The organism is Pseudomonas sp. DR 5-09, assembly GCF_001655595.1.
Classification (GTDB): domain Bacteria; phylum Pseudomonadota; class Gammaproteobacteria; order Pseudomonadales; family Pseudomonadaceae; genus Aquipseudomonas; species Aquipseudomonas pharyngis.
Genome location: NZ_CP011566.1, coordinates 1016488 through 1039633, shown reverse-complemented (window position 1 = coordinate 1039633; position 23146 = coordinate 1016488). Strand labels below are relative to the sequence as shown.

Sequence of the window (23146 nt, the reverse complement as noted above, 5' to 3'; positions counted from 1 at the left end):
GGGGATGATGAAACGTGCCGAGGCGTCAGGCGCCTCGGGCACTAAGTCAGGAGCACGCCACCTTGCGCGGCGGCAACACGAAGTGATCGCGAAATTCGAGGTAGTGTTTGAGCACCTGCACCGGCGCTTCGCTTTGCGGGTAATGGCCGATGCCTGGCAACAGCACGGTGTCGGCGTCAGGAATCAGCTCGCGATAACGCTCGACCATGTGCGCCCCGGAAATCGGATCGACTTCGCCATCGATCACCCGCAGCGGCACCTCGCCGCGCTGCATCGCCGCGACCCAGCGATCACGCTGAACCCGGCGCTCGGGAATGTAGTGAATCAGCTTGTGCATGACGCGTTGCCCGCGATTGCATTCGATCAGGCTCCAGAAATCATCCATTTCGCTCTCGCTGGGCCGGGTGTCCGGGCCGAAAATCTGCTGGAAGCTCTTCACCAGCGCATCGCGGGTGAATGCCCGACCGATCATCCAGCCCAGAGGGCTGAGCAGCAGTTTTTGCGCCAGCAGCGGTCGATGGGTTTCCGGGAACAGACCGCCGTTGAGGAACACGCAACTGGCCACTTCGATCAGGTCTTCGTAATGCCGGGCCAGCAGTTCCTGGGCAACACTGTCGCCGTAGTCGTGGGCCAGAATGTGCACCGGTTGCTCGACCTGCAGATGCGCCAGCAAGGCCTGTTGCAGATCGGCCTGCTCCAGCAGGCTGTAGGTGTGATTCAGGGGTTTGGCCGAGTCGCCGAAGCCGAGCATGTCGCAGGCAATCACCCGGTAGCGCTGGGACAGCGGCTGCCACAGGTAATGCCAGTCCCAACTGGCCGTCGGAAAGCCATGGATCAGCAGCAGCGGATCACCCTGCCCGGCCGTCCAGTAACGGATCGGCTGACCATGGAAGACAAACGTCTGGCCGCGTTTGCGCCAGACACTCAGAGGGATCTCGGCGAGAGGCATTAGAGTCTATATCCCGGGTCTTGTTTATCGAGTTTGCGCAGCAGCGCCGGCCAGGCCAGCGCGCCCCCCATGCCTTGGGCACTTTTGGTGACGCCGGCAATCATTGCCTTGGCGCCAGCCAGAATCTGCGGTTCGATGGCGATCAGTTCGGCACCGCCGGTCTGCGCCATGACCTGAATGTCGCACGCACGCTGAAAGGTGAACATCATCAGGAACGTGTCGGCGATGGTGCCGCCACAGGTCAGCAGACCGTGGTTGTGCAGCATCAGGAAATTGCTGTCGCCCAGATCCGCCTGCAACCGCGCTTTCTCTTCATGGTTGAGCGCCACACCTTCGTAAGCGTGAAAGGCCAGGCTCGACAGCACGAACAGCGATTGCTGACTGATCGGCAACACGCCCTGCTTCTGCGCCGACACCGCAACACCGGAGGCAGTGTGGGTGTGCAGCACGCAGGCCACGTCGTGCCGCACTTCATGAACGGCGCTGTGAATCGTGTAGCCGGCGGGATTGATTTCGTAGGGGATGTCCATGAGCTTGTTACCGGCCTGGTCGACCTTCACCAGACTGGACGCGGTGATCTCATGGAACATCAGACCGAACGGGTTGATCAGGAAATCTTCGGTACCGGGCACCTTGGCGGAAATGTGAGTGAAGATCAGATCGTCCCAGCCATGCAGGGCGACCAGACGATAACAGGCGGCCAGATCGACCCGGGTCTGCCATTCCGCGGCACTGACCTGATCTTTGACGTTCACGGACGAAGGGACGGGGGCTACGCTCACTGTATGCACCTCTGCGTTCTTATTGTTTTTGCGTGTGTCAGCAGTCTAGTCAGCCCCGGACGGTCGCGTAGTTGCATTGGCAGCCAGCTTGATGACTGAACGAGTCAGCGACGCAATCTGCTTGGATCCATGTCAAAGCAACGACGCCAACAAAGGCGCGGCGAACAGATTGAGCAGTCCCGTCAGCACCATCACCAGCCCCGCGACCGAGCCCTCTTCGCCGCCCACTTCATGGGCGCGGCTGACGCCCGCACCATGAGCACCCACGCCGAACAATGCACCGCGCGCCAATGGGCTGCGCAGTGGCAGCCACTTGAGCAGCACACCGCCGAGCATGGCGCCGAACACCCCGGTGAACATCACGAACACCGCTGTCAGCTCAGGCACGCCACCGAGGTCCTGCGCCAGCGGCATGGCGAACGGTGTGGTGATCGAGCGCGGCACCAGCGACAGCGTCACCGAACTGTCCAGCGCCAGCGCTTTCGCGAGGCCGAACGACGTGGCAATCGATGCCGCACTGCCGGCCAGCATGCCCAGCAGCAACGCCGACCAATGCCGCACCAGCAATCGCCGCTGTTGCCAGATCGGCACCGCAAACGCCACGGTGACCGGCCCGAGTACCAGCATCAGCCAATGGGTGTTGCTCGAATACTCGGCGTAAGCGGTGTGCAACGGCACGGCAAGCGCGAGCAGCAACGCGGGAACCAGAATCAGTGGCGACAGCACGTAACGTCCGGTCCGCCGATACAGCCAGCGACTGAACAAATAGGCCAGCAAGGTGAACGCCAGCCAAAACATCGGCATCAGCTCAAGCTTCATGGGACCGCCTCAGGCGCACGGCCAGCTCCACGGTGAACGCGGTCACCAGCATCACCATCAGGGTGCTGGCCGCGATCACCAACAAGATCCGCCAGCCGTCATCGCGCAGCAACGCGCCGTAATCCAGCAGGCTCATCAGCGCCGGAATGAAGAACAGCAGCATCTCGGCCATCAACAAGCCTGCGCCCATTTGCAGCGCCGCCGGCTTGACCCAGCCGAACGCAAAACCCAGCAGCAACAGCGCCATGCCGATCACGCCGCCGGGAATCGGCCAGGCCAGCCACGCTGCGATCTGGCAGCCGAGCAGGTAAAGAGCGAGCAGCACGGCCAGTTCGGCCAGCAGGCGAGAGAGGTACTTGAGGGTTGAGACTTTCATCGGTGAGCTCCTTTCGGATGCCTATCTTACGAAGCTGACTGCCATCTCCGAAGCGAATTGTTAGACTCAAAGCCATTCCAATCTGGAATCAGGCCATGGAATTCAAACAACTCAGAAGTTTCGTCGAAGTCATGCATCAGGGCGGTTTCACTCAAGCTGCAAAAAACCTGCACATCAGTCAGTCCGCCGTGAGCAAGCAGATCGCCCAGCTCGAACAGAGCCTCGGCACACCGTTGCTCGAACGACTGGGTTCACAGATACGCCTGACCGCTGCCGGCAGCGTGGTGCTGCACCGGGCCGAAGGCATGCTGCGGTTGCGCAATGAATTGCTCAGCGAACTTGATGACCTCAGCCAATTGGCACGCGGCGAGTTACGTCTCGGGTTGCCCTTGCTGGGCAGCGATGCATTGTTTGCCGGGCTGTTTGCCGAATACCGACGGCGCTATCCGAACATCAGCGTGCAGTTGCTTGAGGGTGGCAGCCGCAATATCGAACAGGCGGTGCTCAGCGGCGAGCTGGAGTTGGGTGGCAGTCTGCTGCCGAAGGATCCGCAATTCGACTTTCAGCCATTCTGCGATGAACCGCTGGATGCGCTGTTACCGGTGGATCACCCACTGGCGGCAAAAGGTGAAATCGGTCTGGAGGAGTTGGCCGATACGCCGTTCCTTTTGTATCAGCGCAGTTTCGTGCTCAACGATCGCTTGCTCCAGGCGTGCCAGCAGATGGGCTTCACCCCGAGGGAAGGCGGACGCAGTGGGCAGGCGGATTTTCTTGCGGCTCTGGTCGCCGCCGGACAAGGCGTGGTGCTGCTGCCCAGCGTGGTGGCACGCGGTCTGGTGCGGCCAGGCGTGGTGCGCCTGACCCTGAATGCGCCGGACTACTTGCGCTGGGACATCGCTTTCATCTGGCGCCGGGGCGCCTATCTGTCGAAGGCTGCGCAGGCCTGGCTGGCGCTGTTGCGTGAACGCGGGATCAGCCCTTGAGCGTGGCGATCAACTGTTCCAGCCAAGGCTCGGCGTCGGTTTCCGGGGTGACGCTTTCGCTGGCGTCGATGCGCAGCATGTCCTGCACTTCGCGCACGCCCAGCTCGCCGAACAATTCGCGCAGTTGCTCGCCGCCGCCGCAGAAGGTGTCGCCGTAGCTGGCGTCACCCAGTGCGATCACCCCGCCGGGCAAACCACGCCAGGCTGCCGGCAGTTGATCACGAATGGCCGAATACAACGGCTGCAGGTTGTCCGGCAGCTCGCCCATGCCGGTGGTCGAGGTCACGCCGAGCAAGGCTTCAGGGCCAAACGCCTGGAGATCGGCGAGGCTGGCGCGCGAGTTGTAGAAGGTTTCAAAACCGGCGGCGTTCAACAGGCTCTGAGCGTGGCGAGCGACTTCTTCGGCCGTGCCGTACACCGAGCCGGAGAGGATGGCGACTTTCATCAATCTGATCCTGAAACTGAAAAAAAGAGCGGCGATAGTAACAGCCAGCGGCGCTCTGTTGCGATTGGCTCTCGATCAGCGCTGATGGCCAGTAGACAGCGCCGGTCGATCTTCTAGAATGCCTGCCATCGAACTCCTTGTAAGGCTTCATAGATGATCAATGCCAGTCTCCTGCAAATGGTGATCAACGCGTCGAACGATGGAATCGTGGTGGCAGAAAAAGAAGGTAATCAGGACAACATCCTGATCTACGTGAATCCGGCTTTCGAAAAACTGACCGGCTACACCAGCGAAGAAATTCTCTATCAGGACTGCCGTTTTCTGCAGGCCGGGGATCGCGACCAGGCCGGTTTAGGGGTGATTCGCGAGGCGCTGAAGAACGGTGGTTCCTGCCGCGAAATCCTGCGCAACTACCGCAAGGACGGCACGCCGTTCTGGAACGAACTGTCTCTTTCGACGGTAAAAAATGCCGACGACGGGCAGACCTACTTCGTAGGTGTGCAAAAGGACGTTACGGTTCAGGTCAAGGCGCAGCAGCGGGTGGCGCAACTGGAAGCCCAGGTTGCGGCACTGGAAGCAGAAATTACTGCCTTGAAAGCGACGAACGGCGAAAACAAAACAACGAACTAATTGTCATTAACTACAATCACCAATGACTTTGTAATTATTCATTTCGAGTTAGCCATGCAGCGTGACGCCCTCCTGACCCAGGATGAGCTGGATTTCATCCAGACCATGCAACACAACCCGCAACTCAATGTACGGGATGCGACGTCGAGCCTGCTGGTCAATGGTGGTTCACAGATCCGTGATTTGCTCACGCGTCTGGCGGCCCATGAGCAAGTCACCATCCAGGCTAACTTCGAAAATCAGCAGATGACTTTCCCGCTGCATCTGGTGGAAGACGAATTCCACGCCCTGCATCTGCGTCTTGGGGTGCCGAGCATTTATGAAGACGGGCCGATGGTGCGTCCATGGCGCCTGACCCTGGAAGAGCCGGTGGCACTGGAAAATGCCAAGGGCCAACCGGGCACGCTGTGGGTTCACGAGGTTTCGCACAAGGGTGTGCTGCTGGAAGTGCGCAACAAGACCAAGCCGCCGAAGCACTTTGCCTTGTGGTTCAGCCCGTCGGGCTATGAGCGGATTGCCCTGCGCGGGACGTTCGAGCGGGAAACCGAAAGCGGCTTTTATGCTTACGAGCTAAGCCAGAGCGATGCCGATGAAACCGAGCGTCTGCGCCAGTTCATCCTGCAACAACATCGCCTGACCCACCCTGCCCTGCACACCTGATTCTCAGGTATCCAGCGTCCCTGCGAGGAACTGATTCATGCGCTGGCGCATGGTCGATCCTTCATTGCCCAGGCAGCCGACCGATGATCCCGCCAGGCTGTCCTGTGCCAGATCGGCCGCATCCCCCGCCAGCATCAACTGACAATCAAGACTCAGCGCCAGACGATTCAGTCGACGCGGCAGCTCGGGTGCCGGGGCGTGATTGGAAAACAGCACCAGCGCCTCGGGCTTGATCTTCTCGCACACCAGCGTCAGCTCATCGAACGGTTGACCGGTGGTGAGCACACGAACCCCCGCGTCATTGCCGCTGAGAAACAGCGCTGCCACCAACAACTCAAGCTCGCGACACTGACCGGCCAGCGCGCTGACGATCACCTTGCGCGGTTGCGAGCCCCGCAGCACGACGATGCGCTGCAGCACTTTCGCTCGCAGAAAACCATCGAAGAACAGCCACTCGCTGGTTTGTCCGAACGCATCCTGACGCTGGAGCATTTGCAGCCACAGCGGCATCAGAATGTCTTGAAACACGACAGGCAAGGCATAGGTGGAGAAAATCTGACCGTAGACCCGATCAAGCAACTGATCGTCAAACGAACTGACTGCCTGCCGAACCTGTTCCTGCCACTGGAGATAGTCCGCCTGCACCAGATCATCGGGAATGAAGTGGGCCAGCACTTTCATTGGCTCGGTCTTGGCCAGGATCTTGCCGACCTTGCTCACCGAAACGCCCCGATCGATCCAGTCGACGATGCTGCGAACGCGCTCGATATCGGTCATCGAATACAGGCGATGCCCACTCTCGGTGCGCGTTGGCTGAATCAATCCGTATCGTCGCTCCCATGCGCGCAACGTCACCGGGTTCACGCCGGTCAGGCGCGCCACTTCACGTATAGGAAAAAGCTCCTCGCGATCCAGCGCTACGGATGCCTGCGAAGCAGGACGAACGTCTGTAATGACAGGCATTTGTGCGGACACGTCCTTGTTGGAAGAGTTTGTGGGCGAAGTTGGATCCATTCTACTCCTGATGCCCCCGAGCGGTTCAAGCGATCAAATGGAACGAAAGTATCGGGTTCGTCACGAAAATAAGGAATAATCCTTGCTTGTCAAAGAACGCAGCCCTCTACCCCGGCGCTGCGTCAGGCGAAACTCCTACCCGGAGCGACGCACCTGCAATACGGAGATACACAATGTCTACTTCCCCCGTCACGCTGATGGTCGCGCGTCGTGTCGCCAATGGTCGTTATCAGGACCTGATCGCCTGGTTGCGAGAAGGCGAACAACTGGCCACCGACTTCCCCGGTTACCTCGGCTCCGGCGTACTGGCCCCGCCTCCCGGCGACGATGAATTCCAGATCATTTTCCGCTTCGTCGACGAACAGACCCTGCACGCCTGGGAACATTCGGCTTCGCGCACCGCATGGCTGGCCCGTGGCAGCGATCTGTTTGCCCACCCGACGGAACATCGGGTCAGCGGGATCGAAGGCTGGTTCGGTGCTGCCGGTCATCGCCCGCCGCGCTGGAAACAGGCCGTGGCGATCTGGCTGGCGTTCTTCCCGGTGTCGCTGCTGTTCAACTTCGTGCTGGGCCCGCTGCTCGCTGAAATGAGCCTGTTGCCGAGAGTCTTCATCAGCACGCTGTGCCTGACCCCGTTGATGGTTTACTTTTTCATTCCGCTGTCGACCCGCCTGCTGGCCGGCTGGCTCAACCCGGCGCCTGCTCGCCCATTGCCTGCCACGCCGTCCACACAAAATCGCTGAAGCCGTCGCTCGCGTCGCTGTTATAGTTTTTGCTCTGACTTCGACGCGAGCCGTACATGACTTCTCCCACCGCTCCCATCCTCATCACCGGCGCCGGCCAGCGGGTCGGCCTGCATTGTGCGCAGCGTCTGCTGGAAGATGGCCATCGGGTGATCTTCACCTACCGCAGCGAACGACCAGGGGTGAAGACGTTGCGGGATCTGGGCGCCCTCGGGTTGCATGCGGATTTTTCCAGCGAAGCCTCGATCCTCGCGTTCATCACCGAACTGAAGTCCCGCACCGACAGCCTGCGCGCCATCGTGCACAACGCCTCGGAATGGCTGGCGGAAACCGACGACGGCGAAGCCGAAGCCTTCAGCCGGATGTTCAACATTCATATGCTGGCGCCCTACCTGATCAACCTGCATTGCGCCGAACTGCTGCAACGTTCGAGCCCTGCCGACATCATCCACATCAGCGATGACGTCACGCGCAAGGGCAGCAGCAAACACATCGGCTATTGCGCCAGCAAGGCCGGGCTCGACAGTCTCACGTTGTCCTTCGCTGCGCGCTACGCGCCGACAATCAAGGTCAACGGCATCGCGCCAGCCCTGCTATTGTTCAATCCCGACGACGACGCGGCGTACCGCGCCAAGGCGCTGGCAAAGTCCGCGCTGGGCATCGAACCCGGCAGCGAAGTGATCTATCAGAGCCTGCGTTACCTGCTCGACAACCCGTATGTCACCGGCACGACCCTGACCGTCAACGGCGGGCGGCACGTCAAGTAATACGCCCCCGCGAGGATGCTCCATGACCCGTTCCCTGCCCGAGCATTACCGCGAGATCCTGATCGGTCTCGGTGAAAACCCTGACCGCGAAGGACTGCTAGACACACCGGCGCGGGCGGCCAAGGCCATGCAGTATCTGTGTCACGGCTACGAACAGAGCGTTGAAGAGATCGTCAATGGCGCGCTGTTTGCCTCCGACACCGACGAGATGATCATCGTCGCCGACATCGAGCTCTATTCGTTGTGCGAACATCACCTGCTGCCCTTCATCGGCAAGGCCCATGTGGCTTATATTCCGACGGGCAGGGTGCTGGGGCTGTCGAAGATCGCGCGACTGGTGGACATGTTCGCCCGCCGCCTGCAGATCCAGGAAAACCTCACCCGCCAGATCGCCGAGGCGGTCCAGCAAGTCACCGATGCCGCCGGTGTCGCGGTGGTCATCGAAGCCCGGCACATGTGCATGATGATGCGCGGTGTCGAGAAACAGAATTCGACCATGAACACCTCGGTCATGCTCGGCGCCTTCCGCGAGTCGAGCAACACCCGCCAGGAGTTCCTGCAATTGATTGGACGGAGCAAATAAATGCCACAACTTCAACCGGGAATGGCGCGCATCCGGGTCAAGGATCTGCGCCTGCGCACCTTTATCGGGATCAACGAGGACGAAATCCTCAACAAGCAGGATGTGCTGATCAACCTGACCATCCTGTACGCCGCGCAGGAAGCGGTGCGTGACAACGACATCGACCACGCGCTGAACTACCGCACCATCACCAAGGCGATCATCGCCCACGTGGAAGGCAACCGCTTCGCGCTGCTCGAACGCCTGACCCAGGAGCTGCTGGATCTGGTGACGGCCAACGAATCGGTGCTGTACGCGGAAGTCGAAGTCGACAAACCGCATGCCTTGCGTTTTGCCGAGTCGGTGTCGATCACCCTCGCCGCCAGCCGCTGAACGTGTCTGGCGCTCCGGGCGTCAGACTTTTATCATCCGCGCCACGATTTGACTGCACAGAGCCCATCATGACCGAGCAACAACGCCTCGAACTCGAAGCCGCCGCCTTCCGCCGGCTGGTCGCCCACCTGGACAGCCGCAAGGACGTGCAGAACATCGACCTGATGAACCTCGCCGGGTTCTGCCGCAACTGCCTGTCCAAGTGGTACAAGGCCGAGGCCGACGAGCGCCGGATCGAGGTCAGCCTCGACGATGCCCGTGAAGTGGTTTACGGCATGCCGTACGCCGACTGGAAAGCCCAATATCAGCAAGAAGCCAGCGCCGAACAGCAAGCGGCGTTCGCCAAAGGAAAACCCCATGAGTGATCTGAACACCCTGCGCGCCAGCCTCAAGAGCGGCGAACACGTTTTTGCCGACACCCTGTCGTTCATCGCCGCCGGTTACGACTACCAGCCGCAGGCGTTCAACAACGGCGGCGTGGAGAACGCCGCCGGGCAGAACGAAGGTTCGTGCAAGACCCTGGGTCTGGCGTTGCTGGAAGGCTTGAGCGATGAAGAAGCACTGCTGGCGTTCGGCGAACACTACCGTTCGGTCGTGGCAACGCCTGAAGGCAGCGATCACGGCAATATCCGTGCGCTGATCCAGCACGGTCTGGCGGGCGTGAAATTCGAAGCGCAACCGCTGACCCGCCGCTGATTCCCGAGCGAATCGCAGGCATGAAAAAACCGGCCAATTGGCCGGTTTTTTCGTTTCTGCGATCTTAGAACGAAGCGTTCTGCAGACCGTCCAGGTAACGCTCGGTGTCCAGTGCCGCCATGCAACCGGCGCCGGCCGAGGTGATAGCCTGACGGTAAACGTGGTCGGCCACGTCGCCGGCAGCGAAGATGCCTTCGACGCTGGTCGCGGTGGCGTTGCCTTCACGGCCGCCCTGAACGACGAGGTAACCGTCCTTCAGCTCCAGCTGACCTTCGAACAGCGAGGTGTTCGGGGTGTGGCCGATCGCGATGAACACGCCGTCGACCTTGATTTCGTCGAAGCTGCCGTCGTTGTTCTTCAGACGCGCACCGGTCACGCCCATGTTGTCACCCAGCACTTCGTCCAGGGTCGCGTTCAGCTTCAGCTCGATCTTGCCTTCGGCCACACGGGCGTTGAGCTTGTCGATCAGGATCTTCTCGGCGCGGAAGGTTTCGCGACGGTGAATCAGGGTGACCTTGCTGGCGATGTTCGCCAGGTAAAGCGCTTCTTCGACAGCGGTGTTGCCGCCACCGACCACGGCCACCGGCTTGTTGCGATAGAAGAAACCGTCGCAGGTCGCGCAGGCCGAAACGCCTTTGCCCATGAACGCTTCTTCCGACGGCAGGCCCAGGTAACGAGCGCTGGCGCCAGTGGCGATGATCAGCGCGTCGCAGGTGTAGGTGCCGCTGTCGCCGGTCAGGCTGTATGGCTTGGAAGCGAAGTCCACAGCGTTGATGTGATCGAAGACGATCTCGGTTTCAAAACGCTCGGCGTGCTCGCGCATGCGCTCCATCAGCACCGGACCGGTCAGGCCGTGGACGTCGCCCGGCCAGTTGTCGACTTCGGTGGTGGTGGTCAATTGACCGCCGGCCTGCATGCCGGTGATCAGCAGCGGCTTGAGGTTGGCACGGGCAGCGTAGACGGCAGCGCTGTAACCGGCAGGGCCGGAACCGAGGATGATCACTCGCGAATGACGGACTTCAGACATGAACCTGCTCCTGTTGACCGGCCAAGACACCTGGCCGGACGCCGGACTGCCGGCGGGAATAAAAAAGGACTGTGGATAACCTTGGGGAAGGCATGAGCTCGACAGTCCTGTAAAAAGTTGGGTGCAGCGTATCGAGGGGGGCAAGATTAAGGAAATACGGTTTAACAATCCAGCTCATAGGTGGTCTCTATGCCGACACACTGACGAGATGGACGTCTTTGTTACAGTGAATGTCGATCCCGCTGCCGCGCTTTCACAGGTTCTGCAAAGTCGGTAAGGTCGGCGCGTTTTCCCTTGCTCGGAGCACCTTATGCCCGCCCCTGTTCTGTCCGGCCCGCAATACCTGCGCGAGGGCCTCAAACTGGTCTTGAGCCCGGGCCTGCGCCTGTTCGTGCTGCTGCCGCTGGCCATCAATCTGGTGCTGTTCGTCGGATTGATCTATCTGGCCGGTCACCAGTTCAGCCTGTGGGTCGACACGCTGATGCCGTCGCTGCCCGAATGGCTGAGTTTCCTCAGCTACATCCTGTGGCCGCTGTTCGTGGTGCTGGTGGCGCTGATGGTGTTCTTCACCTTCACCATGCTGGCCAACGTGATCGCCGCCCCATTCAACGGTTTCCTCGCGGAAAAGGTTGAAGTGGTGGTGCGCGGCACCGACGACTTCCCGGCCTTCAGTTGGGGCGAACTGATCGCCATGATCCCGCGCACCCTCGCCCGGGAAATGCGCAAACTCGGTTACTTCCTGCCCCGCGCCATCGGCCTGTTCATTCTCTCGTTCATCCCGGTGGTGAACATCGTCGCCGCGCCGCTGTGGCTGCTGTTCGGGGTGTGGATGATGGCAATCCAGTACATCGACTACCCGGCGGACAACCACAAACTCGGCTGGAACGAGATGCTCGCCTGGCTGCGCCAGAAGCGCTGGCAGAGCATGAGCTTCGGCGGGATCGTCTATCTGGTGCTGCTGATTCCGGTGGTGAACATCCTGATGATGCCGGCGGCTGTGGCTGGCGCGACACTGTTCTGGGTGCGTGAGCGCGGGGCCGAGAATCTGGTGACGCAACGCTGAGGCCGCGTCACAAATCCATCATCCGAACGTCACAACCACGACATGGCCTCAGCCGACACTGAGGCCATGACGACAGCTCTACATATCACCCTCATCAGCGAAACTTTCCCACCGGAAATCAACGGCGTGGCCAATACCCTTGGCCGCTTGTGCGACGGTTTGCGCGCACGCGGGCATCGGGTGGAACTGGTGCGACCGCGTCAGGCTGACGATCCGCAGCGAAGTGAAGATGACTCGCTGCTGCTGTGCCGAGGCTGGCCGTTGCCGGGTTATCCGGGGCTGCAATGGGGGCAGTCGTCGATGCACAAACTGCTGCGACGCTGGACGCGCCAGCGCCCGGACGTACTCTATATCGCAACCGAAGGCCCGCTCGGGCTGTCGGCACTGCGCGCGGCACGCCGACTCGGTATTGCCGTGGTCAGCGGCTTTCATACCAATTTTCAGCAATACACCCACCAATATGGGCTGGGTTTGCTGACGCGCTTGCTCACCCACTATCTGCGCTGGTTTCACAATCGTTCGGCCCTGACCCTGGTGCCGAGCGTCAGCCAGCGCCTGGAACTGGAGCGCCGGCACTTCGAGCGTCTGGCGCTGCTGTCGCGAGGTGTCGACAGTCAGCTGTTTCACCCAGCCAAACGCTTGAATGCCTTGCGTGAGCAATGGGGTCTTGGCGAGCAGGACATTGCGGTCATTCACGTAGGACGCCTGGCGCCAGAGAAGAATCTGGGCCTGCTCAAGCGCAGTTTCGAAAAGCTCGCCGGCACTTACCCACAACGTAATCTGAAGCTGATCGTGATCGGCGACGGGCCGCAACGAATGGCATTGGAAAAGGAACTGCCCGAGGCGATTTTCTGCGGCTCGCAACGTGGCGAAGCACTGGCGGCGCACTACGCATCGGGGGATGTGTTTCTGTTTCCGAGCCTGACCGAAACCTTTGGCAACGTCGTGCTGGAAGCGCTGGCCTCAGGCCTGGGGGTGGTGGCTTACGACCAGGCCGCGGCGGCCCAGCATATTCGCCATGGCTACAACGGCGTGCTGGCGATGCCCGGGGATGAAGAGGCGTTCTGCGAGGCAGCAGCGTGGCTGCTGGAAGAAGACGAAAGGTTGCGCTGCGTGCGCCTGAATGCACGCCAACACGCCAGCCGCCAGGGTTGGGCGGCTATCGTCGAACAGTTTGAAAACCATTTGCTGGGGGCTTGCCGCGACCTGCGCGACAAGCCTCCCACAACGATCAAACCAGCGTCATCAACGCCTCACGGCTGAACGGCAGAATGTCCTGCTCGCGGCCTTCGCGCACTTTCTGCGCCCAGTCCGGATCCACCAGCAGCGCACGCCCCACCGCCACCAGATCGAACTCGTCGTTGTTCAGACGCTCCAGCAGTTTTTCCAGACTGGCCGGTTGCGCGACCTTGTCGGTGTTGACCATGAACTGGAGGAACTCGCCGTCGAGGCCGACGCTGCCGACGGTGATGGTTGGTTTGCCGGTCAGCTTGCGTGTCCAGCCGGCCAGGTTCAGGTCGGAACCGTCGAATTCCGGCTCCCAGAAACGGCGCGTCGAGCAGTGGAAAATGTCCACGCCAGCGTCGGACAACGGCTTGAGGAACTCGCCCAGCGCTTCGGCTGTTTGCACCAGACGCGCGGTGTAGTCCTGCTGTTTCCACTGCGAGAAACGGAAGATGATCGGGAAGCCTTCACCCACCGCCGCGCGTACGGCCTGGATCAGCTCGATGGCGAAACGCGAACGGTTGGCCAGGCTGCCACCGTATTCGTCAGTGCGCTGGTTGCTGCCTTCCCAGAAGAACTGGTCGATCAGGTAACCGTGGGCGCCGTGGATTTCCACGCCGTCCATGCCAATGCTCTGGGCATCTTTCGCCGCTTGGGCGAAGGCTGCGATCACGTCCTGAATGTCCTGCTTGGTCATGCCGTGCACCACGACCTGACCGTCCTTGAGTTTTTCCGACGGGCCGTAACCCGGCACGCTCGCGTCCGGTTCGGTACCCAGACGGCGCACATTGCCGACGTGCCACAGTTGCGGAACGATCTTGCCGCCTTCGGCGTGAACCGCGTCCACGACTTTTTTCCAACCGGCCAGCGCGGCTTCACCGTAGAAGTGCGGCACGTTCGGGTAACCGTTGGAAGCCTGATGGCCGACGGTGGTGCCTTCGGTGATGATCAGGCCGACACCGGCCGCCGCACGACGACGGTAGTACTCGATCACTTTGGAATTGGGCACACCGCCAGGAGAAAACGAGCGGGTCATGGGCGCCATGACCACGCGGGTCGGCAGTTCGAGGGCACCGAGCTGGAACGGTTTGAACAGGGCTTGCACGGGCATGGGAGGCTCCACGAAAAATTGATCGACGGTCATGCGAATCATATGACGGCGATAATATGCGCAGTTCCAACCAGCCGATAGCACTATTGATCTGAATGATTAAGGGTCAAAAGGCAGGCGAAAAAAATCGCAGCTCGATGGCTGCGATTTTTGTGTTTCAGCTCAGGGCTTTTTCAATCGCCGTGATCACCGAAGGATCATCCGGCGCCGTGCGCGGCGAGAACCGGGCCAGTACCCGACCGTCCTTGCCGAGCAGGAATTTCTCGAAATTCCAGGTGATGTCACCGGGAAACTCCGCGCCCTCGCCCGCCAGCAGACGGTATAGCTGATGGCGGTCGTGACCGTTGACTTCGAGCTTTTTCGACAATGGAAAACTCACGCCATAGTTGAGGCTGCAGAATTCCTGGATCTCCTGCTCACTGCCCGGTTCCTGGCCGGCAAACTGGTTGCACGGCAGGCCCAGCACACTGAAGCCTTTGCCTTTGTATTGCTGATAAAGGTTTTCCAGCGCCGCGTACTGTGGGGTCAAGCCGCATTTGGAGGCGACGTTGACCACCAGCACGACTTGGCCCTTGAAGGGTGCCAGCGGTAGCTCCTGGCCATCCAGGGCTGTCAACTTAAGGTCGTGAAAAGCACTCATGACGAACTCCAGATTCCCGTTTTCTACTCGAAACAGCCACTTGGCGAGACCACCAAGGACAGCCGCGGACTAAAAAGGCGCCCTCGGGCGCCTCTCCAGTACTCGAAAGCTTAGCGCAGAAAATCAGTGATGATGGCCACCTTCGCCATGGACGTGACCATGAGCGATTTCTTCCTGGCTGGCATCACGGATGGCAACGACCTTCACCTTGAAGTTCAGGCGCTGACCGGCCAGCGGGTGGTTGCCGTCGACAGTGACGTCGTCGCCGTCCAGGTCACGAATGGTGACGATCTGCATCTGGCCGTCCGGCGCCGAAGCGTGGAACTGCATGCCGACTTCCAGCTCGTCAACGCCTTCGAACATGCTGCGGCTCAGGGTGCTGACCAGTTCAGCGGCGTATTCGCCGTAGGCATCTTCCGGCTCGACGGAAACGTCCAGCTCGTTGCCGACTTCTTTACCTTCTAGGGCTTTTTCCAGGCCCGGGATGATGTTGCCTGCGCCATGCAGGTAGACCAGCGGAGCGCCGCCGGCGGAGCTGTCGATGACCTCACCAGCGTCGTTGGTCAGGGTATAGTCGATGGAGACAGCCTTATTGGCGGCGATCAGCATGGGGCGAGACCTTTTGCATAAGAATGAAGAACGGACAAGTCTAAACAAGGATTTGCCCGAAAGCGAACAGAACCCGGACAGACGGGATCGATTGGCGCCCGTGACCGTCAGCGGATTCCATCAGGATGAGGAAGGCCACTGGGTCGCCGAGCTCTCCTGCGGCCACACCCAGCACCTGCGCCACCTCCCGCCCTGGCAGTCCCGGGCGTGGGTGCTGGACGCCGCGCAACGTATTGAAAAAATAGGCCAACCCTTTGCTTGCGGTTGGTGCGCACAAGGCTCGGTTAGCGATAACCTTGGCGACTGAATTGCGGCAGATCGGCACACAGAGACGATCGCCATTGCCATGCACCCTTAGAGAATCCGCATGCAAACTTTTTTTATCGCGCCCACCGACTTTGGTGTGGGTCTGACCTCCATCAGCCTCGGGCTGGTGCGTACGCTGGAACGGGCCGGGCTGAAAGTCGGCTTCTTCAAACCGATTGCCCAGCCGCATCCGGGCGACACCGGCCCTGAGCGTTCGACTGAACTGGTGGCCCGTACGCACGGCCTGAAACCGCCACAACCACTGGGCCTGGCCCACGTCGAGCGGATGCTCGGCGACGGTCAGCTCGACGAGTTGCTCGAAGAAATCATCACCCTCTACCAGCAGGCCGCCATCGGCAAAGACGTGCTGGTCGTCGAAGGCATGGTGCCGACCCGCAGCGCCAGCTACGCCGCGCGGGTCAACCTGCACCTGGCCAAGAGCCTGGATGCCGAGGTGATTCTGGTCTCGGCCCCGGAAAACGAAGTGCTGACCGAACTGTCCGGCCGCGTCGAGTTGCAGGCGCAACTGTTCGGCGGGCCGAAAGACCCGAAAGTCCTCGGCGTGATCCTTAACAAGGTCAAGACCGACGAGAGCATGGACGCCTTCGCCGCGCGTCTGAAAGAGCACTCGCCGTTGCTGCGCACAGGTGATTTCCGTCTGCTCGGCTGCATTCCGTTCCAGCCCGAACTCAACGCCCCGCGCACCCGCGACGTCGCCGACCTGATGGGCGCCCAGGTGCTCAACGCCGGCGACTACGAAACCCGGCGCATGACCAAGACCATCATTTGCGCACGCACCATGCGCAACACCGTGGACCTGCTCAAGCCCGGCGTGCTGGTGGTAACCCCTGGCGATCGCGACGACATCATCCTCGCCGTCAGCCTCGCCGCCATTAACGGCGTACCGCTGGCCGGCCTGTTGCTGACCAGCGACACCCTGCCCGACCCACGCATCATGGACTTGTGCCGTGGCGCATTGCAGGCTGGCTTGCCAGTGCTGTCGGTGAGCACCGGCTCCTACGACACGGCCAACCTGCTCAACGGCCTGAACAAGGAAATCCCCGTCGATGACCGCGAACGCGCGGAGATCATCACCGATTTCGTCGCCAGTCACCTCGATGCCAACTGGCTGCACCAGCGCTGTGGCACGCCACGGGAAATGCGCCTGTCGCCGGCGGTGTTCCGCTATCAGTTGATTCAACGCGCGCAGGCCGCCAACAAACGTATCGTCTTGCCCGAAGGCAGCGAGCCGCTCACCGTGCAGGCGGCGGCAATCTGTCAGGAACGCGGGATCGCCCGTTGCGTGCTGCTGGCCAAACCGGCTGACGTCGAAGCTGTCGCACGTGCTCAGGGCATCACGCTGCCGCCGGGGCTGGAAATCCTCGATCCGGACCTGATCCGTGAGCGCTACGTCGAGCCGATGGTCGCGCTGCGCAAGAGCAAAAGCCTCAACGCGCCGATGGCCGAGCAGCAACTCGAAGACACCGTGGTGATCGGCACCATGATGCTGGCACTGGATGAAGTCGACGGCCTGGTCTCCGGCATCATCAACACCACGGCCAACACCATCCGCCCGGCGCTTCAACTGATCAAGACCGCTCCGGGCTGCACACTGGTGTCGTCGGTGTTCTTCATGCTGTTCCCGGAAGAGGTGCTGGTCTACGGCGACTGCGTGATGAACCCGCATCCGAGCGCCAGCGAACTGGCGGAGATCGCCCTGCAAAGCGCCGACTCGGCCGCCGCCTTCGGCATCACCCCGCGCGTGGCGATGATCAGCTACTCCAGCGGCGAATCGGCCACTGGCGAGGAAGTCGAGAAAGTCCGCGAAGCCACCCTGCTCGCCCACGAACAACAGCACTCGCTGCTGATCGACGGGCCGTTGCAGTACGACGCCGCCGCCAACGAAACCGTGGCCCGGCAACTGGCGCCGAACAGCCAGGTGGCAGGTCGCGCCACGGTGTTCGTATTCCCCGACCTGAACACCGGCAACACCACCCACAAGGCCGTTCAACGCAGTGCCGATTGCGTGAGCCTCGGCCCGATGCTGCAAGGCCTGCGCAAACCGGTGAACGATCTGCCGCGCGGCGCGCAGGTCGACGACATCGTCTACACCATCGCCCTGACCGCGATTCAGGCTGCCAACCGACCTCTGGATATCTGACCCGATGCTGGCTTTTCTCCCTGCCCCCCTGCGCGGCGTGATCGCCGCGCTGCTGCTGGCGCTGAACACGATCCTGCTGTGCTCGTTCCTGTTTCTTGTGGCGCTGATCAAAGTGCTGCCGTTCGGCCTCGCACGCCGCGCTTCGCGTTGGCTGATGAGCCACACCCACGAGGCCTGGATCAGCAACAACAAGGGCTGGATGAACCTGGTGCGCCGCACCCGCTGGCACCTCAGCGGTCTGCAGGGCCTGGACTACCAGCACTCGTACCTGATCACCAGCAACCATCAGAGCTGGGTCGACATCCTGGTGCTGCAATACGTGCTCAACCGGCGCATCCAGCCGTTGAAGTTCTTTCTCAAGCAGGAACTGATCTGGGTCCCGGTCATCGGCCTGGCGTGGTGGACACTGGGCTTCCCGTTCATGAAGCGCTATTCAAAAGCCTATCTGGAAAAACACCCGGAAAAGAAAGGCAAAGACCTCGAAACCACCCGCAAGACCTGCGCGAAATTCCGCGACAACCCGGTAGGCATCTTCAACTTCGTCGAGGGCACACGCTTTACCGAAGGCAAGCATGCGCAGCAGCAATCACCGTTCAAATACCTGCTCAAGCCCAAGGCCGGCGGCATCGCGTTCGTACTGGATGCAATGGGCGAACAGCTGGAATCGATCGTCAACGTCACCATCCACTACCCGGGCGGACGCCCTGGCTTCTGGGATCTGCTGTGCGGCAACGTCCGAGACGTAGTGGTGCACTTCGAAGAACTGAAAATCCCACCGCAGTTCATCGGCAGGAACTACGACCAGGACGGCGAATACCGCCTGCAATTCCAGGGCTGGATCAACCAACTGTGGCAAGACAAGGATGCATTGCTGGAACAGATGCACCGCGATTATCCCAACCGACGCTGATCCCCCCTGTGGGAACACCTGACAGAAATTGGTCGTCTGTCAGGCCGCCATCGCCAGCAGGCTGGCTCCCACAGGAAAACAGTTCGCTTTTAGCTTCCCACCACTCAACACGATGAGCGTTAGCTCGAGTAAGGCTTTTGACGTGCCGGCCCCATCGGCAGGCTGAGTGGAGGGATTCATCCGGGGGTGGGAGCGCAGCGACCGTGCGGCGCAGCCGCATGCATCGAGAGGAGGTGCAGCGAAGCAAACCGTAGGCGATGCCCCCGGATGAATCCCGGAACGAAGGAACACCGAGCCACAGCGAGGGGCCGAACGCCGGGGCCCAGCGTTTTTGGTTACTTTTTTCTGGGCCGGCATTCCGGGCGTTTGAAAAAAGTGACTCGCCGTAAGGGCGAAACCATAAGCCGCCGTTACCGCAGCAACGGATATTCACCCCAAACAACCCCAAAAAAAACCCGCCGATGATCACTCATCGGCGGGCTTTTCATTGGCAGCTAACGCTTAAATCGCGCCACGCTTGCGCAACAGATCCAGCACCAGCTTCACACTTTCATCCAGCGACAGCGACTGGGTGTCGATCACCAGATCAGCATCCAGCGGCACGTCATACGGGAAGGATTCGCCCGGAATGTTGTCGCCACCGGCAGCATACAAACCTTGCGGATCACGCTCGGCGCACACAGTCGGCGAAGCCTGAACATAAACCGTCAGCAGACGCTCCTTGCCGATCAGATCCTTCGCCTGTTCACGACCTTCGGCACTCGGCGCCACAAACGCCGCAAGCGTCAACAGACCCGCTTCGTTGAACTGACGCGCCACATGTGCAGCACGACGCCAGTTCTCGGTGCGACCGGCGCGATCCTGCGGCAGACCCTTGTTGAGATCGTGACGCAGGTTCTGGCCATCCAGCACAAACACCGCACGACCCAGATCAAACAGCTTGCGCTCGACCGCGTATGCCAAGGTGCTCTTGCCAGCGCCGGACAGGCCGCTGAACAGCACGGTAGCCGGTTGCTGACCGAAACGCTGAGCGCGTTCTTCGGTCGCAACATGGGCCAGTTTGCCGTGATGCGTAGCCGTACCGTGGGTCACCGGCTGAGCGACGATCATGCCGGCGCCGACGGTGCCGTTGGTCAAACGGTCGATGACGATGAATGCGCCGGTGGTGCGATTGCTGTCGTAACCGTCGAGGGCGATCGGCGCGTCGAGCGCGATCTTCACCTTGCCGATTTCGTTGAGCTGCAACGCGCTCGCCGGGCCTTCTTCGAGGGTGTTGACGTCGACCTTGTTGACGATGCTGGCGATGGAGCCCGGCACGTAACTGGTGGCGCGCTTGATGTCGTATTTCTTGCCCGGCAGCATCGGCTCTTCAGCCATCCACACCAGCATCGCTTCGAAGCTGTCGGTGACCGGCGGAACGTTGTCGGCGTGAACCAGCAGGTCGCCACGGGAGATGTCGATTTCGTCTTCCATGGTCAGCGTTACCGCCTGGCCAGGACCTGCGTGTTCCAGCTCACCTTCGAAAGTGACGATGGATTTCACGCGGCTGCTCTTGCCCGACGGCAGGACCACGACTTCGTCGCCCTTCTTGACGATGCCGCTGGCCAGGGTGCCGGCGAAACCGCGGAAGTTCAGGTTCGGACGGTTGACGTACTGCACCGGGAAACGCAGATCGGTGAAGTTGCGATCGCCCGCCACTTCCACGGTCTCGAGGATTTCCATCAGCGACTGGCCGGTGTACCACGGAGAGCGCTCGGACTTGTTCACCACGTTGTCGCCCTTCAGAGCGGACATCGGCACGAAGTGCATGCTGGTCGGCTTCATCTTCAAGCCTTCGGCGAACTTCAGGTAGTCGGCCTTGATCGACTCGAACACGCCCTGATCGAAGCCCTTGAGGTCCATCTTGTTGATGGCGACGACGATGTGCTTGATGCCCAGCAACGAGGCGATGAAGCTGTGGCGGCGGGTCTGGGTCTGCACGCCGTAACGGGCGTCGACCAGGATGATCGCCAGGTCACAGGTGGACGCACCGGTGGCCATGTTGCGGGTGTACTGCTCATGGCCGGGGGTGTCGGCGATGATGAATTTGCGCTTGGCGGTGGAGAAATAGCGGTAGGCGACATCGATGGTGATGCCCTGCTCGCGCTCGGCCTGCAAGCCGTCGACCAGCAACGCCAGGTCGATGTCGTCACCGGTGGTGCCGACTTTCTTCGAATCGCGGGTGATGGCTTCGAGGTGATCCTCGTAGATCATCTTCGAGTCGTGCAGCAGGCGCCCGATCAGGGTGCTCTTGCCGTCATCGACGTTACCGCAGGTCAAAAAGCGCAGCAGCTCTTTACGTTCGTGCTGGCCCAGGTAGGCGAGGATGTCCTCGCTGATCAAATCAGAAACATGCGACATGACAGCCCCTTAGAAATAGCCTTGACGTTTTTTGTCTTCCATCGAGCCTGCGCCATCGTGGTCGATGACCCGGCCCTGGCGCTCGGAAGTTCGCGTCAGGAGCATTTCCTGAATGATGTCCGTCAGGCTTTCGGCCTCGGACTCCACCGCGCCCGTCAACGGGTAGCAGCCAAGGGTACGGAAACGCACTTTCTTTTTGACGATGCGCGCCTTGTCCTCGTCGGACAGGTGCTCGAGGATGCGCTCGTCGTCGATCATGATCAGCGTGCCGTTCTTCTCGATCACTTCGCGTTCGGCGGCGAAGTACAGCGGTACGATCGGGATGCCCTCGAGGTAGATGTACTGCCAGATGTCCAGCTCGGTCCAGTTCGACAGCGGGAACACACGAATGGATTCGCCCTTGTTGACCTTGCCGTTGTAGACGTTCCACAGCTCGGGACGCTGGTTCTTCGGGTCCCAGCGATGTTTGCTGTCACGGAACGAGTAGACGCGCTCCTTGGCGCGGGACTTCTCTTCATCGCGACGGGCACCGCCGAAGGCTGCGTCGAAACCATGCTTGTCGAGTGCCTGCTTCAGGCCCTCGGTCTTCATGATGTCGGTGTGCTTGGCGCTGCCGTGGGTGAACGGGTTGATGTTCTGCGCCACGCCATCGGGGTTGATGTGAGTGATGAGGTCCAGGCCAAGCTCTTCGACCATCTTGTCGCGGAACTTGTACATTTCCTGGAATTTCCAGCGGGTGTCGACGTGCATCACCGGAAACGGCAGTTTGCCCGGGAAGAACGCCTTGCGTGCCAGATGCAGCATCACGGCGGAGTCTTTACCGATGGAGTACAGCATCACCGGGTTGTCGAACTCGGCGGCCACCTCGCGGATGATGTGGATGCTTTCCGCCTCCAGCTGTTTCAGATGCGTCAGTTTGTCGACCATGGCTACTCACGAAAGCTTTCTTATGAACGGCCAGCGGGCCGTGTTCGAGCGGGGAATCCTAGCACAGCGCCCCCTTCTAATCAGGACGCCAACTAGATCGAAAGGGTATATGAATATGCCTGCCTGTTCGGGCGCTCAGATCGGATTCGGGCAGTCGATAAAGATGTGCTCCAGCGCAAAACGTTTCGCCAGATAATCGCCCAGCGCCTGCACGCCATAGCGTTCGGTGGCGTGGTGGCCGGCGGCGATGAAGCTGATGTCATTTTCCCGGGCGCTGTGGAACGTCTGCTCGGAGGCTTCGCCGCTGAGGAACAGATCGACGCCGGCAGCGATGGCGTTGTCGATGTAGCCCTGACCGCCGCCGGTGCACCAGCCAACACGGCGGATCATCGCACTGCCTTCGACCAGCAGCGGTTCGCGGCCCATGACTTCCTGCACTTTGCGAGCGAAGTCACGCGGGGTCATTGGTTCGCTCAGCGAACCGACCAGACCGACGATTTTCAGATTGTCCGGATCCAGCGGCCCTTCGACGGTGATGTCCAGTTGACGGGCCAGTTGCACGTTATTGCCGACATCCGGATGCAGATCCAGCGGCAGGTGATAACCGAGCAGACTGATATCGTGCTTGAGCAGCGTCTTCAAACGGCGCTGCTTCATGCCGGTGATGCACGGGTTCTCGCCCTTCCAGAAATAACCGTGATGCACCAGCACCAGATCGGCTTCGGCTTCGACGGCGGCATCGAGCAACGCCTGGCTGGCGGTGACACCACTGACGATGCGCATCACCTGCGGACGGCCCTCGACCTGCAGACCATTGGGGCAATAATCGGCAATTTTCGCACTGCCAAGGTAACGGTCGGCTTCTTCGACCAGGGTGCTCAGGGCGACGGCCATGAAAGACTCCTAAATATCCCGTTCAGAGGCGCGCGCGGCCTCGTATAATGCGCGA

At 60.8% G+C, this 23146-nt stretch carries 27 protein-coding genes; 14 read left to right on the top strand and 13 right to left on the bottom strand.

Going from position 1 to position 23146, the window contains the following annotated elements; translation table 11 throughout:
* Window positions 1–46: 46 nt before the first annotated feature.
* From PDR5_RS04595 to PDR5_RS04580, 4 genes are all read right to left on the bottom strand, one after another.
* The gene (locus tag PDR5_RS04595; protein ID WP_064593441.1) at window positions 47–949 is read right to left on the bottom strand and encodes an alpha/beta fold hydrolase; all 903 of its coding nucleotides are present in this window, start codon (window positions 947–949) and stop codon (window positions 47–49) included.
* Window positions 949–1731: a class II aldolase/adducin family protein gene (locus tag PDR5_RS04590; protein ID WP_064593439.1), complete on the bottom strand. Its 783-nt coding sequence runs from the start codon at window positions 1729–1731 to the stop codon at window positions 949–951. Before PDR5_RS04590 ends, PDR5_RS04595 begins: the two co-directional genes overlap by 1 nt.
* A 132-nt stretch (window positions 1732–1863) precedes the next feature.
* Window positions 1864–2550, bottom strand: a complete 687-nt coding sequence (locus PDR5_RS04585; protein WP_064593437.1) for an LrgB family protein — start codon at window positions 2548–2550, stop codon at window positions 1864–1866.
* A complete protein-coding gene (locus PDR5_RS04580) occupies window positions 2540–2926 on the bottom strand; it encodes a CidA/LrgA family protein (RefSeq protein ID WP_064593434.1) in 387 nt (128 codons plus the stop codon). Before PDR5_RS04580 ends, PDR5_RS04585 begins: the two co-directional genes overlap by 11 nt.
* Window positions 2927–3021: 95 nt before the next feature.
* On the opposite strand from PDR5_RS04580, the gene PDR5_RS04575 reads away from it, so the two are divergent.
* On the top strand, window positions 3022–3909 hold the full coding sequence (locus PDR5_RS04575) for a LysR family transcriptional regulator (RefSeq protein WP_064593432.1): 888 nt from the start codon (window positions 3022–3024) through the stop codon (window positions 3907–3909).
* On the opposite strand, the gene PDR5_RS04570 is transcribed toward PDR5_RS04575, so the two are convergent.
* Window positions 3899–4354: a flavodoxin gene (locus PDR5_RS04570; RefSeq protein ID WP_064593430.1), complete on the bottom strand. Its 456-nt coding sequence runs from the start codon at window positions 4352–4354 to the stop codon at window positions 3899–3901. The genes PDR5_RS04575 and PDR5_RS04570 overlap by 11 nt on opposite strands.
* A gap of 153 nt (window positions 4355–4507) precedes the next feature.
* Between PDR5_RS04570 and PDR5_RS04565 the strand changes: the two genes are divergently transcribed.
* On the top strand, window positions 4508–4984 hold the full coding sequence (locus PDR5_RS04565; protein WP_064593428.1) for a PAS domain-containing protein: 477 nt from the start codon (window positions 4508–4510) through the stop codon (window positions 4982–4984).
* Between the two features lie 54 nt (window positions 4985–5038).
* A complete protein-coding gene (locus PDR5_RS04560) occupies window positions 5039–5644 on the top strand; it encodes a hypothetical protein (RefSeq protein ID WP_039769347.1) in 606 nt (201 codons plus the stop codon).
* Window positions 5645–5647: 3 nt separating this feature from the next.
* On the opposite strand, the gene PDR5_RS04555 is transcribed toward PDR5_RS04560, so the two are convergent.
* Window positions 5648–6607, bottom strand: coding sequence for a MerR family transcriptional regulator (locus PDR5_RS04555; protein WP_064593425.1), 960 nt, complete (start codon window positions 6605–6607; stop codon window positions 5648–5650).
* Between the two features lie 224 nt (window positions 6608–6831).
* Here PDR5_RS04555 and PDR5_RS04550 point away from each other — a divergent pair, with 224 nt between their 5' ends.
* From PDR5_RS04550 to PDR5_RS04525, 6 genes are all read left to right on the top strand, one after another.
* Complete coding sequence (locus tag PDR5_RS04550) at window positions 6832–7401, top strand: antibiotic biosynthesis monooxygenase (RefSeq protein ID WP_064593423.1); 570 nt, start codon at window positions 6832–6834, stop codon at window positions 7399–7401.
* Between the two features lie 56 nt (window positions 7402–7457).
* Entirely contained in the window at window positions 7458–8168 is a 711-nt protein-coding gene (gene folM / locus PDR5_RS04545; RefSeq protein ID WP_064593421.1) for a dihydromonapterin reductase, read from the top strand.
* Between the two features lie 22 nt (window positions 8169–8190).
* Window positions 8191–8751, top strand: coding sequence for a GTP cyclohydrolase I FolE (gene folE, locus PDR5_RS04540; RefSeq protein ID WP_064593419.1), 561 nt, complete (start codon window positions 8191–8193; stop codon window positions 8749–8751).
* Complete coding sequence (gene folX, locus PDR5_RS04535) at window positions 8752–9123, top strand: dihydroneopterin triphosphate 2'-epimerase (RefSeq protein ID WP_064593417.1); 372 nt, start codon at window positions 8752–8754, stop codon at window positions 9121–9123.
* Between the two features lie 68 nt (window positions 9124–9191).
* The gene (locus tag PDR5_RS04530) at window positions 9192–9488 is read left to right on the top strand and encodes a DUF1244 domain-containing protein (protein WP_064593416.1); all 297 of its coding nucleotides are present in this window, start codon (window positions 9192–9194) and stop codon (window positions 9486–9488) included.
* Window positions 9481–9819: a HopJ type III effector protein gene (locus tag PDR5_RS04525; RefSeq protein WP_011332495.1), complete on the top strand. Its 339-nt coding sequence runs from the start codon at window positions 9481–9483 to the stop codon at window positions 9817–9819. The genes PDR5_RS04530 and PDR5_RS04525 overlap by 8 nt, the downstream gene beginning before the upstream one ends.
* Window positions 9820–9883: 64 nt before the next feature.
* Here the strand turns inward: PDR5_RS04525 and trxB are convergent, their stop codons facing one another.
* Entirely contained in the window at window positions 9884–10846 is a 963-nt protein-coding gene (trxB, locus tag PDR5_RS04520; protein WP_039769336.1) for a thioredoxin-disulfide reductase, read from the bottom strand.
* A gap of 310 nt (window positions 10847–11156) precedes the next feature.
* Between trxB and cysZ the strand changes: the two genes are divergently transcribed.
* A complete protein-coding gene (cysZ, locus tag PDR5_RS04515; RefSeq protein ID WP_011332493.1) occupies window positions 11157–11909 on the top strand; it encodes a sulfate transporter CysZ in 753 nt (250 codons plus the stop codon).
* 42 nt (window positions 11910–11951) lie between these two features.
* Complete coding sequence (locus PDR5_RS04510) at window positions 11952–13172, top strand: glycosyltransferase family 4 protein (RefSeq protein ID WP_064593414.1); 1221 nt, start codon at window positions 11952–11954, stop codon at window positions 13170–13172.
* Here PDR5_RS04510 and PDR5_RS04505 read toward each other — a convergent pair.
* From PDR5_RS04505 to PDR5_RS04495, 3 genes are all read right to left on the bottom strand, one after another.
* Complete coding sequence (locus PDR5_RS04505) at window positions 13141–14244, bottom strand: NADH:flavin oxidoreductase (protein ID WP_064600676.1); 1104 nt, start codon at window positions 14242–14244, stop codon at window positions 13141–13143. The genes PDR5_RS04510 and PDR5_RS04505 overlap by 32 nt on opposite strands.
* A gap of 157 nt (window positions 14245–14401) precedes the next feature.
* Complete coding sequence (locus tag PDR5_RS04500; protein ID WP_007959082.1) at window positions 14402–14884, bottom strand: glutathione peroxidase; 483 nt, start codon at window positions 14882–14884, stop codon at window positions 14402–14404.
* A 123-nt stretch (window positions 14885–15007) separates the two neighbouring features.
* Window positions 15008–15493 (bottom strand): FKBP-type peptidyl-prolyl cis-trans isomerase, encoded by a 486-nt coding sequence (locus PDR5_RS04495; protein ID WP_007959084.1) that lies wholly within the window; start codon window positions 15491–15493, stop codon window positions 15008–15010.
* On the opposite strand from PDR5_RS04495, the gene PDR5_RS04490 reads away from it, so the two are divergent.
* Genes PDR5_RS04490 through PDR5_RS04480 form a run of 3 tightly spaced genes read left to right on the top strand, consistent with a single transcriptional unit; the run spans window position 15492 to window position 18870 of the window.
* Complete coding sequence (locus PDR5_RS04490; RefSeq protein ID WP_064600674.1) at window positions 15492–15800, top strand: DUF3565 domain-containing protein; 309 nt, start codon at window positions 15492–15494, stop codon at window positions 15798–15800. The genes PDR5_RS04495 and PDR5_RS04490 overlap by 2 nt on opposite strands.
* A gap of 60 nt (window positions 15801–15860) precedes the next feature.
* Complete coding sequence (pta, locus tag PDR5_RS04485) at window positions 15861–17960, top strand: phosphate acetyltransferase (RefSeq protein WP_064593412.1); 2100 nt, start codon at window positions 15861–15863, stop codon at window positions 17958–17960.
* 4 nt (window positions 17961–17964) lie between these two features.
* A complete protein-coding gene (locus PDR5_RS04480) occupies window positions 17965–18870 on the top strand; it encodes an acyltransferase (protein WP_064593410.1) in 906 nt (301 codons plus the stop codon).
* 501 nt (window positions 18871–19371) lie between these two features.
* Here PDR5_RS04480 and cysN read toward each other — a convergent pair.
* The 3 genes from cysN to PDR5_RS04465 form a co-directional block, all read right to left on the bottom strand.
* The gene (cysN, locus tag PDR5_RS04475) at window positions 19372–21270 is read right to left on the bottom strand and encodes a sulfate adenylyltransferase subunit CysN (RefSeq protein WP_064593408.1); all 1899 of its coding nucleotides are present in this window, start codon (window positions 21268–21270) and stop codon (window positions 19372–19374) included.
* A gap of 9 nt (window positions 21271–21279) precedes the next feature.
* Window positions 21280–22197 (bottom strand): sulfate adenylyltransferase subunit CysD, encoded by a 918-nt coding sequence (gene cysD, locus PDR5_RS04470; protein ID WP_007912374.1) that lies wholly within the window; start codon window positions 22195–22197, stop codon window positions 21280–21282.
* A gap of 135 nt (window positions 22198–22332) precedes the next feature.
* Window positions 22333–23091: a Nif3-like dinuclear metal center hexameric protein gene (locus tag PDR5_RS04465; RefSeq protein ID WP_011332485.1), complete on the bottom strand. Its 759-nt coding sequence runs from the start codon at window positions 23089–23091 to the stop codon at window positions 22333–22335.
* Window positions 23092–23146 lie beyond the last annotated feature (55 nt).